General features: G+C 56.1%; 18 protein-coding genes. 6 read left to right on the top strand and 12 right to left on the bottom strand.

The genetic code is table 11. From position 1 onward, the window contains the following. Positions 1-279: 279 nt before the first annotated feature. The 8 genes from JYB85_RS04935 to JYB85_RS04970 all read right to left on the bottom strand — a co-directional run bounded on the left by JYB85_RS04935 (position 280) and on the right by JYB85_RS04970 (position 7164). A complete protein-coding gene (locus tag JYB85_RS04935) occupies positions 280-2133 on the bottom strand; it encodes a DUF885 domain-containing protein (RefSeq protein ID WP_207322291.1) in 1854 nt (617 codons plus the stop codon). A 139-nt stretch (positions 2134-2272) separates the two neighbouring features. After that, positions 2273-3409: a radical SAM family heme chaperone HemW gene (gene hemW, locus JYB85_RS04940; protein ID WP_207381296.1), complete on the bottom strand. Its 1137-nt coding sequence runs from the start codon at positions 3407-3409 to the stop codon at positions 2273-2275. Between the two features lie 3 nt (positions 3410-3412). Next, positions 3413-4012, bottom strand: a complete 600-nt coding sequence (gene rdgB / locus JYB85_RS04945; protein WP_207381297.1) for an RdgB/HAM1 family non-canonical purine NTP pyrophosphatase — start codon at positions 4010-4012, stop codon at positions 3413-3415. A 98-nt stretch (positions 4013-4110) separates the two neighbouring features. Beyond that, the gene (locus tag JYB85_RS04950; protein ID WP_207381298.1) at positions 4111-4545 is read right to left on the bottom strand and encodes a DUF4426 domain-containing protein; all 435 of its coding nucleotides are present in this window, start codon (positions 4543-4545) and stop codon (positions 4111-4113) included. Positions 4546-4622: 77 nt separating this feature from the next. Continuing rightward, positions 4623-4910, bottom strand: coding sequence for a DUF167 family protein YggU (yggU, locus tag JYB85_RS04955; RefSeq protein ID WP_207381299.1), 288 nt, complete (start codon positions 4908-4910; stop codon positions 4623-4625). Further along, positions 4910-5458 carry a YggT family protein gene (locus tag JYB85_RS04960; RefSeq protein WP_207381300.1) on the bottom strand — a complete coding sequence of 183 codons (549 nt, stop codon included), beginning with the start codon at positions 5456-5458 and terminating at the stop codon, positions 4910-4912. The genes yggU and JYB85_RS04960 overlap by 1 nt, the downstream gene beginning before the upstream one ends. Positions 5459-5498: 40 nt before the next feature. Then, positions 5499-6314 carry a pyrroline-5-carboxylate reductase gene (proC, locus tag JYB85_RS04965; RefSeq protein ID WP_207381301.1) on the bottom strand — a complete coding sequence of 272 codons (816 nt, stop codon included), beginning with the start codon at positions 6312-6314 and terminating at the stop codon, positions 5499-5501. A gap of 142 nt (positions 6315-6456) precedes the next feature. Further along, entirely contained in the window at positions 6457-7164 is a 708-nt protein-coding gene (locus tag JYB85_RS04970) for a YggS family pyridoxal phosphate-dependent enzyme (protein WP_207381302.1), read from the bottom strand. Positions 7165-7199: 35 nt separating this feature from the next. Between JYB85_RS04970 and JYB85_RS04975 the strand changes: the two genes are divergently transcribed. The 4 genes from JYB85_RS04975 (at position 7200) to hemH (ending at position 11032) form a co-directional block, all read left to right on the top strand. After that, the gene (locus tag JYB85_RS04975) at positions 7200-8237 is read left to right on the top strand and encodes a type IV pilus twitching motility protein PilT (RefSeq protein WP_207322299.1); all 1038 of its coding nucleotides are present in this window, start codon (positions 7200-7202) and stop codon (positions 8235-8237) included. A gap of 22 nt (positions 8238-8259) precedes the next feature. After that, a complete protein-coding gene (locus JYB85_RS04980) occupies positions 8260-9372 on the top strand; it encodes a PilT/PilU family type 4a pilus ATPase (RefSeq protein ID WP_207381303.1) in 1113 nt (370 codons plus the stop codon). 80 nt (positions 9373-9452) lie between these two features. Next, the gene (locus JYB85_RS04985) at positions 9453-10022 is read left to right on the top strand and encodes a glutathione peroxidase (RefSeq protein WP_207381304.1); all 570 of its coding nucleotides are present in this window, start codon (positions 9453-9455) and stop codon (positions 10020-10022) included. A 5-nt stretch (positions 10023-10027) separates the two neighbouring features. After that, positions 10028-11032 (top strand): ferrochelatase, encoded by a 1005-nt coding sequence (hemH, locus tag JYB85_RS04990; RefSeq protein ID WP_228289692.1) that lies wholly within the window; start codon positions 10028-10030, stop codon positions 11030-11032. Positions 11033-11124: 92 nt separating this feature from the next. Here hemH and ruvX read toward each other — a convergent pair whose 3' ends face one another. The 4 genes from ruvX to JYB85_RS05010 form a co-directional block, all read right to left on the bottom strand. Continuing rightward, complete coding sequence (gene ruvX, locus JYB85_RS04995; protein ID WP_207381305.1) at positions 11125-11547, bottom strand: Holliday junction resolvase RuvX; 423 nt, start codon at positions 11545-11547, stop codon at positions 11125-11127. 7 nt (positions 11548-11554) lie between these two features. Then, the gene (locus JYB85_RS05000; protein WP_207325661.1) at positions 11555-12118 is read right to left on the bottom strand and encodes a YqgE/AlgH family protein; all 564 of its coding nucleotides are present in this window, start codon (positions 12116-12118) and stop codon (positions 11555-11557) included. Positions 12119-12134: 16 nt separating this feature from the next. Further along, positions 12135-12464: a stress response translation initiation inhibitor YciH gene (gene yciH, locus JYB85_RS05005; RefSeq protein WP_207322304.1), complete on the bottom strand. Its 330-nt coding sequence runs from the start codon at positions 12462-12464 to the stop codon at positions 12135-12137. A gap of 161 nt (positions 12465-12625) precedes the next feature. Next, positions 12626-12967: a hypothetical protein gene (locus JYB85_RS05010; protein WP_207381306.1), complete on the bottom strand. Its 342-nt coding sequence runs from the start codon at positions 12965-12967 to the stop codon at positions 12626-12628. 218 nt (positions 12968-13185) lie between these two features. On the opposite strand from JYB85_RS05010, the gene JYB85_RS05015 reads away from it, so the two are divergent. Together JYB85_RS05015 and JYB85_RS05020 are read left to right on the top strand one after the other, a co-directional pair. Then, a complete protein-coding gene (locus JYB85_RS05015) occupies positions 13186-13743 on the top strand; it encodes a DUF4136 domain-containing protein (protein ID WP_207323104.1) in 558 nt (185 codons plus the stop codon). Between the two features lie 234 nt (positions 13744-13977). After that, complete coding sequence (locus tag JYB85_RS05020) at positions 13978-14400, top strand: SRPBCC family protein (RefSeq protein ID WP_207381307.1); 423 nt, start codon at positions 13978-13980, stop codon at positions 14398-14400. Positions 14401-14672: the final 272 nt, after the last annotated feature.

Here is a 14672-nt window from a genome sequence, read left to right on the forward strand (position 1 = left end):
AGTCCGTAGCCGGCCTGGGAATGACCCCTTCCATGTTGGATGCGCAGATCCGCTGATAGCAGTCCTGAGTCAATGCCGGTGAGAGCTGATGAACTAATTTCATTAACCATGGCTCCACTGGCCTTGAAACCATCATCCTAGTTTTTGGTTTACCCCGGCCTCACCGCTGGGGTGATTTTTTTTCGGGGTTTGAAAGCTCAAGCGCCATCAGTTCAGCAGGTCGCAATAAAAAAGCCAGGTCCGGGGACCTGGCTTTGGTTTATTTGCTCGATAAGGGCATCAGCTGATGCTGACCGACTTAATCCAATCGTCTATCTGACTTTCCAGCACATCCAGTGGCAAGGGGCCATTCTTCAGCAGCAGGGTGTGGAATTCGCGGATATTAAACTTATCACCCATGGCCTTTTGGGCCTTGGCGCGCAGGGCGAGGATCTTGTTCATCCCCACCTTGTAGGCCGTGGCCTGGGACGGCATGACTATGTGGCGCTCCACCATTTTGACCGCATCAGACTCGGCGTTGGGCGTATTTTCCGTGTAGTAGGCAATACCCTGTTCCCGGGTCCATTGCTTAGCGTGTATGCCTGTGTCAACTACCAGACGGCAGGCGCGCCACAGTTCCATGGCCAGGCGCCCGAAGTCGGAGTAGGGATCCTTGTACAGTCCCATTTCCTTGGGGAAGTATTCGGTATACAGACCCCAGCCCTCCACATAGGCGGTGTAACGACCAAAACGGCGGAACTTGGGCACATTCTCCAGTTCCTGGGCTATGGCAATCTGCATATGGTGGCCGGGAATGCCTTCGTGGTAGGCCAGGGCCTCCATCTGGTACTTGGGCATGGCCTTCATGCTGTACAGGTTGGCGTAGAAGATCCCGGGGCGACTGCCATCGGCTGAGGGTTGGTTATAGAAAGCCTTGCCGGCGGATTTTTCCCTGAAGGCCTCCACCGCCTTTACGGTAATGCCGGCCTTGGGCTTGATGCTGAATACCTCATCCAGGCGGGAACGCATGGTGTCGATAAGGGACTTGGCTTCGCTCAGATAGGCCGCCTTGCCTTCGGCATTGTCCGGGTAGTAGAACTGCTCATCGTTGCGCATAAAGATGAAGAAGTCCTTCAGGCTGCCCTTGAAGCCGACCTTGGTCATGATGGCGCGCATTTCACCGTGAATCCGCTCCACTTCGGCCAGACCCAGTCGGTGGATCTCATCCGCACTCATGTCTGTGGTGGTGGTGCGTTTGAGGGCATCCCTGTAGAAAGCATCCCCTTGAGGGAATTTCCATACACCGTCCCTGTCATCGGCGCGCTGTTGCAGTTTGGCCACATAATCAATCAGCTGTTCGTAGGCCGGCTTAACTTGCTCCAGCAGGGCCGTTCTGGCCTCGGCCAGTAACTCGGACTTGAGCTTTTCATCCAGTTGCAGTGCTTCAATCTTACGTTTGAAGTCGGCCCACAGGGCACTGTCTTCACCCTCGGTGAAGGGGGCGCCTGTGATGATGTTGCGGCTGTCAGATATCACGTAATTGAACACGAATTTGGGGGCAATTATGCCTTTCTCCGCCCGCAGCTCAAGCGCGGCCTGAACCTGTTCAAAACGCGGATAAATTCCCTTGAGACGGCTGATATAGGCGCGGGCATCGGACTCATCCCCTATCTGATGTTGGTTTATCAGGGTAGAGGGTGTCGTGGAGTGCACGCCGTACATCTGGTTGACGGGATAGTTGTACAGATGCCACTTGTAGTCAGCTATGTTGTCTTCCAACTGCTGCTTGTACAGTGACAGACTCAGGGCTGTCTGGGCATCCAGATAAGCTTCGTTGACTTGCTTGAGTTGTTGAAGTTGCTTTTTGGCCCGGGCCAGATCCCTGGCATCGGCCGCTTCACTTATCTCGTCCCACTTGCCATAGTCTGCGGTCTTGATCCCAAGCTCGGTTTGAGCCAGGGGACTGGCCATCACATCTTCCATAAACAGGGTTTCAAACAGCTCATTGGCCTTGGCCGACTCTGTCAGTACCCGGGTTTCAGAGGCAATGCTTTCATTGGCGGACAGCAGAGGCCTGGCCTCTGCTATTGTGATGCTTCCCAGGGCGGCGCACAGGCCGAGGGCAACCAGGGTCTTGGGGAATTTATTGGACATTATTATGACTCCTGCAGATTCGTGCCGTCATCCTAAAGCAGCCATGGCTAAATTCCAGCGTGAAATGTTAGTAAATGTTTCGCTAATGTTTGGGGGGCCACACCGGCGGCGATCTCGCCGGTGTCAAGCAGTTGTTGCCTCAAACAAATTGAGACAGCAGGTCGTTGACGAACATCTGCCCCTTGCTGGTGAGAGTCCAGTGGCTGTCACTTTCTGTGATGAGTCCCCGCTCGGCGGCCTTGATCATGCCTTCGGTCAGCACCCGCCGTGACAGGCCGGTGCGCTGCTCGAATTCTTCCTTGGCCATGGGGGCCATCAGTCGCAACCGGTTCATCAGGTATTCCAGGGGCCTGTCTTCCTCTGCAACCTCTGTGAGTTCAAACAGATAGTCGTCGGCGGCCAGATAGCCCTTGGGGTGCTTAATTTTGACCGTGCGTACTATGCGGTTTTCCTCCGGCAAGGTCAGCTTGCCATGGGCGCCGCAACCTATGCCGATATAATCACCGAACTGCCAGTAGTTAAGGTTGTGGCGGCACTGGAAGCCGGGTTTGGCGTAGGCCGAAATTTCATATTGCTCATAGCCGAGCTGCGCCAGACGCTGCTGCCCCGCCTCATAGATGCGCCACAGCGACTCATCATCCGGTAATTGTGGCGGTCTGGAGTGAAACAGGGTATTGGGCTCAATCGTCAGCTGGTACCAGGACAGGTGTGGTGGATTGAGACCGGCGGCGGTTTCGATATCGGCCATGGCTTCGTCAAAGGACTGGTTGGGCAGGCCGTGCATCAGATCAAGGTTAAAGCTCTGATAGCCGGCGTCCTGGGCCAGCTCCGCGGCGCGCACTGCCTCGTCCTTGCCGTGGATCCGCCCCAGCAGGTTGAGCTTGTCCCTGGAGAAACTCTGTACCCCAACCGACAGCCGGGTCACACCGGCGGCCCGATAGGCCTTGAAGTCATCATGCTCCAGGGTGCCCGGGTTGGCCTCCATGGTGATCTCTATGTCGTCGCTAAAGGGGATCCGTTCGCGGACGCCCTGCAGCAGACGGCCAATATTGGCGGCATCAAACAGCGACGGGGTGCCGCCGCCGATAAATATGCTGCAAAGTGGCCTGTGCTGCACAAAGCCAAGATCGGCATCCAGATCCTTCAGCAGGGCATCCACATAAGCCTGCTGGGGCAGTTCGCCCTGCTGGCCGTGGGAGTTGAAGTCGCAATAGGGGCATTTCTGCACACACCAGGGAATATGTATGTACAGGCTCAGGGGAGGCAGTGACAGCATGGTTTAGGCTATGACCCCTTTGGCCCTGAGGGCATCGAGCAGCAATACCATGGCTTTGCCGCGATGGCTGAGGGCATTTTTTTGCTCGCCGGACAGCTCGGCTGCACTTTGTTGCAGGCCTTCCGGGATGAAGATCGGATCGTAGCCATGGCCCTGGGTACCCGTGGCGGCCTCGGCAATTCGGCCTTCCCAGGATGCCTGGCAGATGATGGGGGTCGGATCCTTGGCGTGGCGCATATATACCAGCACGCACTGGAAGCGGGCGCTGCGCTGCGCTTTGCCATCCATTGCTGTCAGAAGTTTTTGCCAGTTATCTGTATCACTGGCATTTGCACCGGCGTAGCGGGCGGAATAAATGCCGGGGGCACCGTCGAGGCAGTCCACTTCCAGTCCCGAATCATCGGCGATGGCGGCAAGGCCCGTGATGGCTGCAGCGTGACGGGCCTTGATGATGGCATTTTCGACGAAGGTGGTGCCTGTCTCGGCGACTTCCGGGACGTCAAATTCGCTCTGGGCTAACACAGAAATCTGGAAGTCCGCGAGCATCTCGTTGAACTCCCTGAGTTTTCCTTTATTGCCGCTGGCAAGCACTATCTGTTTCATCTGTTACTCTGTCTGTGGATCGAAATTGGACACAATCATACCCCAAGCAAGCACGGGGCTCCAGATAACACAGGGCCCGCATGCTGCGGGCCCCGGTATCATTCAACGTAGAATTTTTGCTTGAACTTGAGCGTGGTGTTGAGCTGGTTGCCATGCTTGATGGCGATTTGGAAATTGATTTCCTCATCATCGCGGTAGGGCACCTCGGCTATATAGTAGATGGCATCGCCTTCGCGTATTTCCTTGAATTTAAGGTCGACACGGGCATCGAGCAGGTTATTGGCCACGCCGCTTATCTCTACTTCCACCGCAGGGTTACCGGCGACCGAAGTGTCGAGCACCGCAATATTGATAATGCCGGTGTAACTGCTGCGCTCTATGCCGTAGCTCTTGGCGATAGAGGGGGTGAGGAAGGTGCTTCCCAAAGCCATATAATGAATATCATATTGGCCGACCTGTTCCTTTTGTTCGGCACTGGCAACACCACAGAGACTGGCGGTCAGGGCGAGTACGGCGAGTAGCTGACGTAACATGGTAAAAACCTCTTGCTGGATTCTCACTTGAGTATAAGACCATGATGTCAAAGGCTCCATGATCCCGATTTATTTAGTTATAGCAGAGCCGAAACCTGTTCGGGCAGCAACTGCGGTGCCAGGATCCGTACCTGCTTGTGGCGCCCAAGCTCACCCTTGACTATCTGCACATTGGTCTTCGGCACCTTGAACAGCTTGGCCAGCCAGCGCCCCAGGTGGGCATTGGCTTTGCCGTCCACCGGCGGCGCCGTGATGGCCACCTTGAGCTCATCACCATGGAGCCCCACTATCTGATCGCGACTGGCCTTGGGCTGAATGTAAAGATTCAGCAACAGCGCATCGCCCTGCATCTCTACTGCCGCCATCAGGCATTGGCCCAGTAAGGTATGTATTGGGCCAGCAACATATTGATGAAGTTAAGGCCGATAAATACCACCAGCACGGAGAAGTCCAGGCCGCCGATGGGCGGAATGATGCGTCTGACCGGCGCCAACACAGGCTCGGTCAGCTGGGCTATGACCATGATAAAGGGGTTATAACCCTGGTTGAACCAGCTAAGAATGGCGCGGATAAGCAGCATCCAGAAGAACAACACCCCGGCCTGCTTGATAACACTCACCAGGGCAAACAGGGCTATGGCCAGTGGATTGATGGGCGCACCGGCAATCAGACTCAGCAGCACCACCTTGATGGCCACCAGGGCCAGTGCCAACACCACTGACGCGCTGTCGAGTTTGCCAATGGATGGCAGTACCCGGCGCAGTGGGCCCACAATGGGATGGGTGGCCTTGACCACGAACTGGCTGAAGGGGTTGTAGAAATCGGCCTGTACCAGTTGCAGCCAAATCCGCAAAATCACAACCATGAGGTAGAGATCGAACAGGGTGTTGATTAAAAACATCATTGCGTTCATGCAAAGCTCCCTTAAAGGTTAAACCGGATCCGAACCCGGCTCAGAAGGTGTTGGCCATCTCTTCGGCGCGCTTGATACAATTGCCCATGGCCTGTTTGACCAGAGGCCTCAGGCCGCCCTGTTCGAAGGTGGCTATGGCCTGGGCCGTGGTACCGCCCTTGGAGGTAACGGCTTCCCGCAGCTGGGCCAGTGATTGCTCTGGATTAGCCTTCATCATGGCCGCGGCGCCCACCGCCGCCTGCTGCGCCAGATGGCGGGCGGCCTCTTCGGTCATATTGAGCGCCATACCGGCCTCGACCATGGCCTCCACAAACAGGAAGAAATAGGCCGGGGAACTGCCGGCGAGGGCTATGACCTTATTGATATCTTCTTCCTTCTCGACCCAAAGAATATCACCGCAGCTTTGCATCAGCATACCGGCCAGGGCGCGGTCTGCCTCGCCTATTTTGGCGGGGGCGTACAGGCCCGTCATGCCCAGGCCCAGCAACATGGGGGTGTTGGGCATGGTGCGGATAAGTTTGACCTGCTTGCCGAAATAATCATGGTAACGGCGCTCGGGAATACCGGCGGCTATGGTGATCAGCAATTGCTTGTCTATGGCCGGACTCAGTTCGCGGCACACGGCTTCCATCAGTTGCGGCTTGACACTCAGCACCACCACATCGGCATCGCGGGCGGCCGCCAGATTGTCATGGGAGGTGTGGATACCGAAATCGGCGCGCATGGCGTCGAGCTTGGGCGCGCTGGGATTGGTGGCATGAATAAGCTGGGGATCATAACCGCTGGCCACCAGGCCACCTATGATGGCGCGGGGCATATTGCCGGCACCGATGAAACAGATTTTCGCTTTTGTCATTGGATCCTCAATCTTTTTCCTGCGTCTTTAGTCTGCAATATGGGGACTGGCGCCAACTTTTACAATCCGGGCCGCCGGATAAAATAGTGTCAAGCTGTTGCCGACATGGCGGTTTCCGGCGCTTACCAAGGGGTATAGCTGCTTAAGGGGTATAACTGCGTGCGCCGAAGATGGCCGTACCTATACGTACCAGGGTGGAGCCGTGGGCTATGGCCAGTTCCAGATCGTCGCTCATGCCCATGGACAGGGTATCCACCGAGGCATAAGTTTCCCTCAGGGCATCGAACAGCATCTTCATGGTCGCCAGCTCCTGCTCCAAACGGTCACTGCCATGGGTTTCAGAAATCGGGCTTGGGATCGCCATCAGGCCTCGCAGACACAGACCGGGCAGGGCGGAAACTTCGGCGGCAAGGGTTGCCACGTCTTCCGGTTTGACTCCCGACTTGCTGTCTTCCTGGCTGATGTTGACCTGGATAAGTACGTTCAGCGGCGCCATGGCCACAGGTCTTTGCTCGCTGAGGCGCTTGGCGAGTTTGGCCCTGTCGAGGGTGTGCAGCCAGGCGAACTTCTGGGCCACAATGCGGCTCTTGTTGCTTTGCAGCGGGCCGATGAAATGCCATTCTATGTCTGGGAACGCTGGTGCCAGTTCATCGACCTTGGCTTCGCCTTCCTGGACGTAGTTTTCGCCGAAGCAGCGCTGCCCCGCCAGGTAGGCCGTGACCACGTCCGCAGCGGGTTTGGTTTTGCTGACGGCCAGCAATTTGATTTCAGAAGGGTTTCTTGCAGCATTTTGCGCCGCTTGCGCAATCCTGTGCTGGGCGATTGAAAGTCTGTCTGCTATTGTTGTCATGTTTTAATCAATCGGTCTAAGGGATATCCCACACTATGGAAATCACTGAGTTACTTGCCTTTAGTGTAAAACACAAGGCCTCGGATCTGCACCTCTCAGCCGGTGTGCCTCCCATGATCCGTGTCGATGGCGAAGTTCGAAAAATCAACCTGCCGGCGCTGGATCACCAAGGCGTACACAATCTTGTGTACGACATTATGAATGACAAGCAGCGCAAAGACTATGAAGAGCACCTGGAAATCGACTTTTCCTTCGAGGTGCCCAATCTGGCACGCTTCCGTGTTAACGCCTTCAACCAATCCCGCGGTGCCGCCGCCGTGTTCCGTACCATTCCCAGCGAAATCCTGTCACTGGAAACCCTGGGCGCGCCGGAAATTTTCAAGAAAATTGCCAGTTTCCCCCGCGGTCTGGTGCTGGTAACCGGCCCCACGGGTTCAGGTAAAAGTACCACCCTGGCGGGCATGATAGATTATGTGAACGAGAACCGGCACGATCACATTCTCACCATCGAAGACCCCATCGAATTCGTGCACCAGAACAAGCAGTGCCTTATCAACCAGCGGGAAGTGCACAGGCACACCCACAGCTTCAACGCGGCGCTGCGCAGCGCACTGCGTGAAGACCCGGACGTGATCCTGGTGGGTGAGATGCGTGACCTTGAAACCATACGTCTGGCGATGACGGCGGCGGAAACCGGTCACCTGGTGTTCGGTACCCTGCACACCACCTCGGCGGCGAAGACCATTGACCGTGTGGTGGACGTGTTCCCCGCCGGCGAAAAAGACATGGTGCGTACCATGTTGTCCGAATCCCTGCAGGCGGTTATTTCCCAGACCCTGATTAAGAAAATCGGTGGCGGTCGGGTGGCGGCCCATGAGATCATGATGGGAACACCGGCCATTCGTAACCTTATCCGGGAAGACAAGGTGGCGCAGATGTATTCTGCCATTCAAACGGGTATGGCCCACGGTATGCAAACCCTGGAGCAATGTCTGCAGAATCTGGTAAACCGTGGCCTTATCACCCGTGAAGACGCCATGGCCAAGAGCTCCAACAAACAGGCTAACTTTTAAGTAACACTTTTAAGGAACTATGATGGATGTACGTCCGTTTCTGAAGGTGATGGTCGAGCGCAAGGCCTCGGATCTGTTCATCACCGCAGGTTTCCCGCCCAGCGCCAAGATAGACGGTGAGCTGCGGCCGCTGGCGGAAAATGCCTTCAACCCGGCCCAGGCGCTGGACTTTGTCGAGTCGCTGATGAGCGACGCCCAGAAAAAAGAATTCCACGAAACCCGTGAATGTAACTTCGCCTTTGCGGCCAAGGAGCTGGGACGTTTCCGTGTCAGCGCCTTCTGGCAGCGGGAATCTCCAGGTTGCGTGATGCGCCGCATCGAAACCAAGATCCCCGAGATGGACGATCTCAAGTTGCCGGCCATCCTCAAGGATCTGGTGATGAGCAAGCGCGGTCTTATTATCATGGTCGGTGGTACCGGTACTGGTAAGTCCACATCGCTGGCCGCCATGGTGGGCTATCGCAACGGTCACGCCCGCGGTCATATTCTCACCATCGAAGATCCGGTGGAATTTGTTCACGACCACAGGCAAAGCATCATTACCCAGCGTGAGGTGGGCATAGATACCGACTCCTTCGACGCGGCGCTGAAAAGCTCCCTGCGCCAGGCGCCGGATGTGATCCTCATCGGTGAGATCCGCAGCCAGGAAACCATGGAGTTCGCCCTGTCGTTCGCCGAAACCGGTCACCTGTGTATGGCGACCCTGCACGCCAATAACGCCAACCAGGCGTTGGACCGCATCATGCACCTGGTGCCTGAAAGCAAACATCATCAATTGCTGTTCGATCTGTCGCTGAACCTGCGCGGCATTGTGGCTCAGCAGCTGGTACCCAAGGCCGACGGCACCGGCCGCCGGGCAGCCATCGAAATTCTGATCAATACCCCCAGGGTGTCGAGCATTATCCAGAAGAACGAGTTGCATCTGCTGAAAGACACCATGTCCAAGTCCAACGAACAGGGCATGCAGACCTTCGACCAGGCGCTGTTCAACCTGTATCAGGAAGGTGAAATCAGTTACGCCGATGCGCTGCACCATGCAGACTCGCCCAACGATCTGCGTCTGATGATCAAGCTCGCCAGCAAGGACTCCGGCGGTTCAGGCTTTTTGGAAGGTGTGACCCTGGATATGGATTAACCCCAGGCCGCAAGGACAGCGCCAGACCCCGGGTCTGGCGTTTTCCTGTCTGGCCTGAAGTAAACAAGAGGAGGCACGCTATGAAAACATCCTGCTTTTTGCCTGCGTTGGCCTTGTTGTCCCTGGGGCAACTCGCTGTTGCCGAGCAAGCCTTGGCCGACTGCCCGGATTTTCTCAATCAGGAGCTGCGCAAATTGCACTCCGAGCAGACAGTGGATCTGTGTCAACTCACGGCCGGCAAACCCGTGCTTATCGTCAATACCGCCAGTCACTGTGGCTTTACGCCTCAGTTCAAGGGCCTGGAAGCGCTGCATCAAAAGTACAAAGACCAGGGCCTGGTGGTCCTCGGCTTTCCATCCGATGATTTTTTTCAGGAAGAAGATCGAGAGCAAGATACTGCCAAAATTTGCTTCATCAATTACGGTGTGACCTTTAACATGTTTGCCACCTCGGCGGTGTGGGGCAGCGACGTCAATCCCGTGTTCAAGTATCTGGGCGAGAAGGCCGGTTCCCCCAAGTGGAACTTCTTCAAGTACCTGGTGAGTGGGGATGGCAGCGTGGTTACCCGCTTTAACTCCCGTGTCACGCCGGAAGATCCGGCACTCGTGTCCGCCATAGAAGCGGCATTGGTTAAACATAACAAGAGTTAATTGCTTTGAAAGGACTTTCCAAACAACAGGGCCATGGCCCAAGGGGCAAGAAAGCGGTATTGCTGCTGAACCTCGGGACCCCGGATGCGCCGACGCCCAAGGCCGTACGCCGCTACCTGGCGGAGTTTTTATCGGACCCCAGGGTGGTGGAAATCCCCAAATTGCTGTGGCAACTGATACTGCACGGCATAGTGTTGCGGGTCAGGCCCGCCAAATCCGCCGCCCTGTACCAACAGATCTGGACCGAGCAGGGTTCGCCGCTGATGGACATCAGCCTGCGTCAGCGTGACGCCTTGCGTGCCTTGCTGGCAGAGCAGGGCAGCGAAGTGCGGGTGGAGCTGGCGATGCGTTATGGCCAGCCGTCGGTGAGTTCAGTGCTGCAGCAGCTGCACAGCGATGGCGTCGATGCCATCACAGTGCTGCCCCTCTATCCCCAGTATTCGGCTCCGACCACGGGTTCCGCCTTTGATGCGGTGGCCAAAGAACTGATGGGCTGGCGCTATCTGCCGTCGCTCAACTTTATCAATAGCTACCATGACAGGCCCGAATTTATCTCGGCCCTGGCAGCCAGCATACGTCGCGATTTTGAAGTCAACGGCAAGCCGCAAAAGTTGGTGCTGTCCTACCATGGTATGCCGGAGCGCAACCTGCACCTTGGCGATCCTTACTATTGCCTGTGTCTCAAGACCAGTCGTCTGGTGGCCGAGGAGCTGGGTTTGCAGGAAGGTGAGTACATGAACACCTTCCAGTCGCGCTTTGGCAAGGCCAAGTGGCTCGGACCCTACACGGATGCCACCATGGCCCAGCTGCCGACTGAGGGGGTAAAGGATGTGGCCGTGGTTTGTCCGGCCTTCAGCGCCGACTGCCTGGAGACCCTGGAAGAGATCGCCGGACAAAACCGGGAAATCTTCGAGCATGCCGGTGGTGAGCGCTTCCGCTATATTCCGGCGCTCAATGATGATCCGGCCCACATAGATATGATGGCCAAGCTGGTGGCGCCCTATCTGTAACCAAGCTTGCTGTAACCGGGTTTGCCGGAAATGAAAAACGCCGCAGTCAGCGGCGTTTTTTATGGGGCTATTTGGGTGGGAAGGGTCGGACGTCAGGCCAGTTGTGCCTCGAAAAAACTCTCCACTATCAGCACAGCCGACACAGCATCCACCTGACCCTTGGTCAGCGCCTTGAAGCCGCCCAGCTCAAACAGCCTGGCCTTGGCATCGGCGGTGGTCAGGCGCTCGTCCTGGGTCGCCACCTTGAGGCCGAAGCGGCCCTGGAGCCGGTTGGCAAATTTGCGCGCTCTCAGGGTCATCTCCTGCTCTGTGCCGTCCATGTTCAGCGGCAGGCCCACCACCAGCAGATCCGGCTGCCATTCCTTGATGATGGTGGCGATTTGATCCCAGTTGGGGATCCCGTCGGTGGCCTTGATGGACAGCAGCGGATTGGCGCTGCCGGTGATGCTCTGGCCCACGGCAATGCCTATGCTCTTGGTGCCGAAATCAAAGCCCATGACTGTCTTGGCTTGCATAAAATCCTCAGGCGTGGCCAGTCTGGTTGGAGATCTGCCAGGGCTCGAATCCCAGGGCGCGGCTGGCCTGTTGCCACCTGTCCTCGTGGGGAGCACCGAACAGCAGGGCGCTGTTGGCTGGAATGGTGAGCCAGCTGTTATCCGCCAACTCCTGCTCCAGCTGCCCGGCACTCCAGCCTGAATAGCCCAGGGCCACGATAAAGTGCTCAGGACCTTCGTTTGTGCCCACCTTGGTCAGCACATCGCGGGAAGTGGTCAGCATGATGTCATCCGACAGCTGGGTGCTGCCGGCCCAGCCGGGCTGGGGACTGTGCAGCACAAAACCGCGTTCGGGATTGACCGGACCGCCCACCACTACTTTGGCATCCAGGGCGGGGATACGGCGCAGTTCATCGCCCTCCAGGCCCATCTGCTCCAGCAATTCGTTGACATCCAGTCCTATGGGTTTGTTGATCATCAGCCCCATGGCGCCGCGGGCGTCATGTTCGCAGATATAAATGACGGCGCGATCGAAAAAACCATCGGCCAGGGCCGGCATGGCGATAAGGAAATGGTTTTGCAGACTGTCCATTTTATCCTCCTACAGGTCAACCGCCGGCCAACTTCACCTGATAGCCCAGCTTTTCCAGCAGTCCCTTGAGCTGTTCGCGGTTGTCCGTCTGAATTTCGATGCAGAAGTCTTTGACTGTGCCGCCGCAGCCGCACTGTTTCTTGAGTTTTTGGGCCAATTCCTTGAGTGCCGCTTCGTCCAGTCCCAGTCCCTTGATGACGCTCACACCCTTGCCCTTGCGGCCCTTGCTGTCCTTGTGGATCCGCACTATGCCATCCCCCTTGGGGACTTCGGCTTCTTCCCGGGGGGCATCGATACGGCCCTTGTCTGTGCTGTACACCAGCAATACGTTTGGATCGATTCTCATCTGTCGCTCTGGATGGGGTTTCTATTTTCAGTTTACCAGACTATTACCCCGGACAGGTGGGCTATTTCAGCCTCGCCGGGGGCAAGGCATTATAAAGCAGAATCCAGCGGGAACCAGTAGTTAAGCCGCTAATCCCCTTGGATAATCTCATGTCTGCGTTATCAGGGCAGCAGCTGCAGAAAGCAGATAAGGGCCAGCAGTAATCCCGTACCCAGGGCCACCGGCAGCAGAAAGCGCCTGAGTGTAGGGATGGCCACTATGGCCGCGGTCAACACGAACCCGGGCGCCGCCCAGACGAAGCTGTTCCCCCCCTGAGATTTAACCAGCAACAACAACCACAGACTGATGCCGAGGGTGATAAGCAACAGCATTGGGGTGGCCTTGCTGTCGGCGACTGCGGTTTGCCGCAACAAGCGGCCATGTTCAGGGCTGACGGAGGCGGAGCGGGGCGCAAACAGCAAGATGGCGGCGGCCAGAGCGAAGGCACTCAGAAACCAATACATGGGGTGACTCCATTGGGGTTTAGATGATAATGATTATCAATTGAGTTTTGTTTGGAGTCAAGCCATCCGACGTAAAGAAACAGCAAAGAGAATGCAAATGGCCAGGCAGAAGTCCTTGATGGCTATTGTGAATGCCGCTTCAGTTCGGCTAAGCTGAAATCAAGAACCACAGGAAAGTCCACCTTGAATGGCTTGGATTACACAGCAAAGGAAACATGATGAAGAAGTATCTTATCGCCCTGGCAGCACTGGCGCTGGGGGCCTGTAGCAGTATCAAGACCAGTTGGGATTTCGACCCTGCGGTCAATTTCACCCAGTACAAAACCTATGCCTGGGTGGCCAAGCAGGAGGAGGGGGCCGGCTACCATCTTGATGGTCTGATGGACCAAAGGGTGCGCGATGCTGTTGATGCCGAACTCAAGGCCAAGGGCTTCAGCCTGGTGGCCACCGAGCAGGCGGATCTGCTGGTGAATTACCTCACCAAGGTCGACAAAAAAATCAATGTCGATACCTTTAACACCAGCTTTGGTTACAACCCCTATTGGGGCCCATCCTGGGGCTTTGGCAACAGCGTCCAGACCCAAACCGTGGTACGCGAATACGAGGTGGGTACCCTGATTGTGGATCTGGTGGACCACAAGAGCGACCGCTTGGTGTGGCGTGGCTCCCTGGCCGACACCATCAAGGACAAGAATACTCCCCAGGAACGCGAGGCCTTGATCCGTCAGGCGGTGGCCAAGATCATGGCCAACTACCCACCGAATCGTGCCCAATAAGCTCACGCTCTAAAACAAAAACGGCCCATTGGGGCCGTTTTTGTTTTGACCGGGAACTCGTCTGGACACACAGGTTTCCGCAGACTATCAAAGCCTGCAAGCCTTTCACCGTCGCACAAAGTAACCCCTGTATTTGGCTATACTTGCTGTAACGCAAGGGCTGCATGCATTTCTCAACTGAGATGGTTTGCCCCAGGTGTCACTGCTAACCAGAAAATCCAATGGGGGGAGGTTATGGGAAAATGTTACAACACGGTTGAAATAGCTGCGCCTATAGACAAGGTGTGGAAAACGGTCAGCAACTTTCATGACATGTCCTGGGCTAAAGGTGTCATTACTTCACTGGAAAAAGTGGGTGATAAAGGTGGCAATGAAGTGGGTGCCAAGAGGGTACTCAATAATGTGTTCAAGGAAACCCTGACCCAGTTCCATCCCGATAAATACAGCTTTTCCTACAGCATTGACGATGGCCCCGGACCTGTGGCCCGTGAAGCCGTCAGTCATTACATAGGCGTGGTTAAGTTGAGCGAAAAGCAGAATACTTGTGTGGTTGAGTGGAGCTCAAGCTTTGAATCAGCCAACGAGGAACAGGTATCGGATTTTTGTAATCCCATCTACCGGGCACTGCTGGACGCGTTGAAAAACACACTGAGCTAAAGTGGCTGTCTCTTACCGCAGCCTCCTATGATGTTTGTGCGGTGCAATTGGTTTGGCCATAGCTGTCTTTTGGAAATGCCACTGAGATGAAATTGCTCACCTTAATATCTGGCGAACCGCATATCTCCTGTAGTGGGTTCTGTGCAGGGATGCGCCAATGTCGCGATCACACGGCCAGTTTTGTTCCCAACAAAACTGGCATTTCCTCCGTCCATGGAGGTCAGATGTGATTGAGCGACCATGTCGCCGATGGTCACTGGTGCGGCAGTGCT

The sequence above is a fragment of the Shewanella sedimentimangrovi genome (genome assembly GCF_017354965.1).
GTDB classification, from domain to species: Bacteria; Pseudomonadota; Gammaproteobacteria; order Enterobacterales; family Shewanellaceae; genus Shewanella; species Shewanella cyperi.

Bases quoted from the DNA above. Each gene is read 5' to 3' on its own strand.
- JYB85_RS04935 (WP_207322291.1), bottom strand. From the start codon at position 2,133: ATGTCCAATAAATTCCCCAAGACCCTGGTTGCCCTCGGCCTGTGCGCC.
- hemW (WP_207381296.1), bottom strand. From the start codon at position 3,409: ATGCTGTCACTGCCTCCCCTGAGCCTGTACATACATATTCCCTGGTGT.
- rdgB (WP_207381297.1), bottom strand. From the start codon at position 4,012: ATGAAACAGATAGTGCTTGCCAGCGGCAATAAAGGAAAACTCAGGGAG.
- JYB85_RS04950 (WP_207381298.1), bottom strand. From the start codon at position 4,545: ATGTTACGTCAGCTACTCGCCGTACTCGCCCTGACCGCCAGTCTCTGT.
- yggU (WP_207381299.1), bottom strand. From the start codon at position 4,910: ATGGCGGCAGTAGAGATGCAGGGCGATGCGCTGTTGCTGAATCTTTAC.
- JYB85_RS04960 (WP_207381300.1), bottom strand. From the start codon at position 5,458: ATGAACGCAATGATGTTTTTAATCAACACCCTGTTCGATCTCTACCTC.
- proC (WP_207381301.1), bottom strand. From the start codon at position 6,314: ATGACAAAAGCGAAAATCTGTTTCATCGGTGCCGGCAATATGCCCCGC.
- JYB85_RS04970 (WP_207381302.1), bottom strand. From the start codon at position 7,164: ATGACAACAATAGCAGACAGACTTTCAATCGCCCAGCACAGGATTGCG.
- JYB85_RS04975 (WP_207322299.1), top strand. From the start codon at position 7,200: ATGGAAATCACTGAGTTACTTGCCTTTAGTGTAAAACACAAGGCCTCG.
- JYB85_RS04980 (WP_207381303.1), top strand. From the start codon at position 8,260: ATGGATGTACGTCCGTTTCTGAAGGTGATGGTCGAGCGCAAGGCCTCG.
- JYB85_RS04985 (WP_207381304.1), top strand. From the start codon at position 9,453: ATGAAAACATCCTGCTTTTTGCCTGCGTTGGCCTTGTTGTCCCTGGGG.
- ruvX (WP_207381305.1), bottom strand. From the start codon at position 11,547: ATGCAAGCCAAGACAGTCATGGGCTTTGATTTCGGCACCAAGAGCATA.
- JYB85_RS05000 (WP_207325661.1), bottom strand. From the start codon at position 12,118: ATGGACAGTCTGCAAAACCATTTCCTTATCGCCATGCCGGCCCTGGCC.
- yciH (WP_207322304.1), bottom strand. From the start codon at position 12,464: ATGAGAATCGATCCAAACGTATTGCTGGTGTACAGCACAGACAAGGGC.
- JYB85_RS05010 (WP_207381306.1), bottom strand. From the start codon at position 12,967: ATGTATTGGTTTCTGAGTGCCTTCGCTCTGGCCGCCGCCATCTTGCTG.
- JYB85_RS05015 (WP_207323104.1), top strand. From the start codon at position 13,186: ATGAAGAAGTATCTTATCGCCCTGGCAGCACTGGCGCTGGGGGCCTGT.
- JYB85_RS05020 (WP_207381307.1), top strand. From the start codon at position 13,978: ATGGGAAAATGTTACAACACGGTTGAAATAGCTGCGCCTATAGACAAG.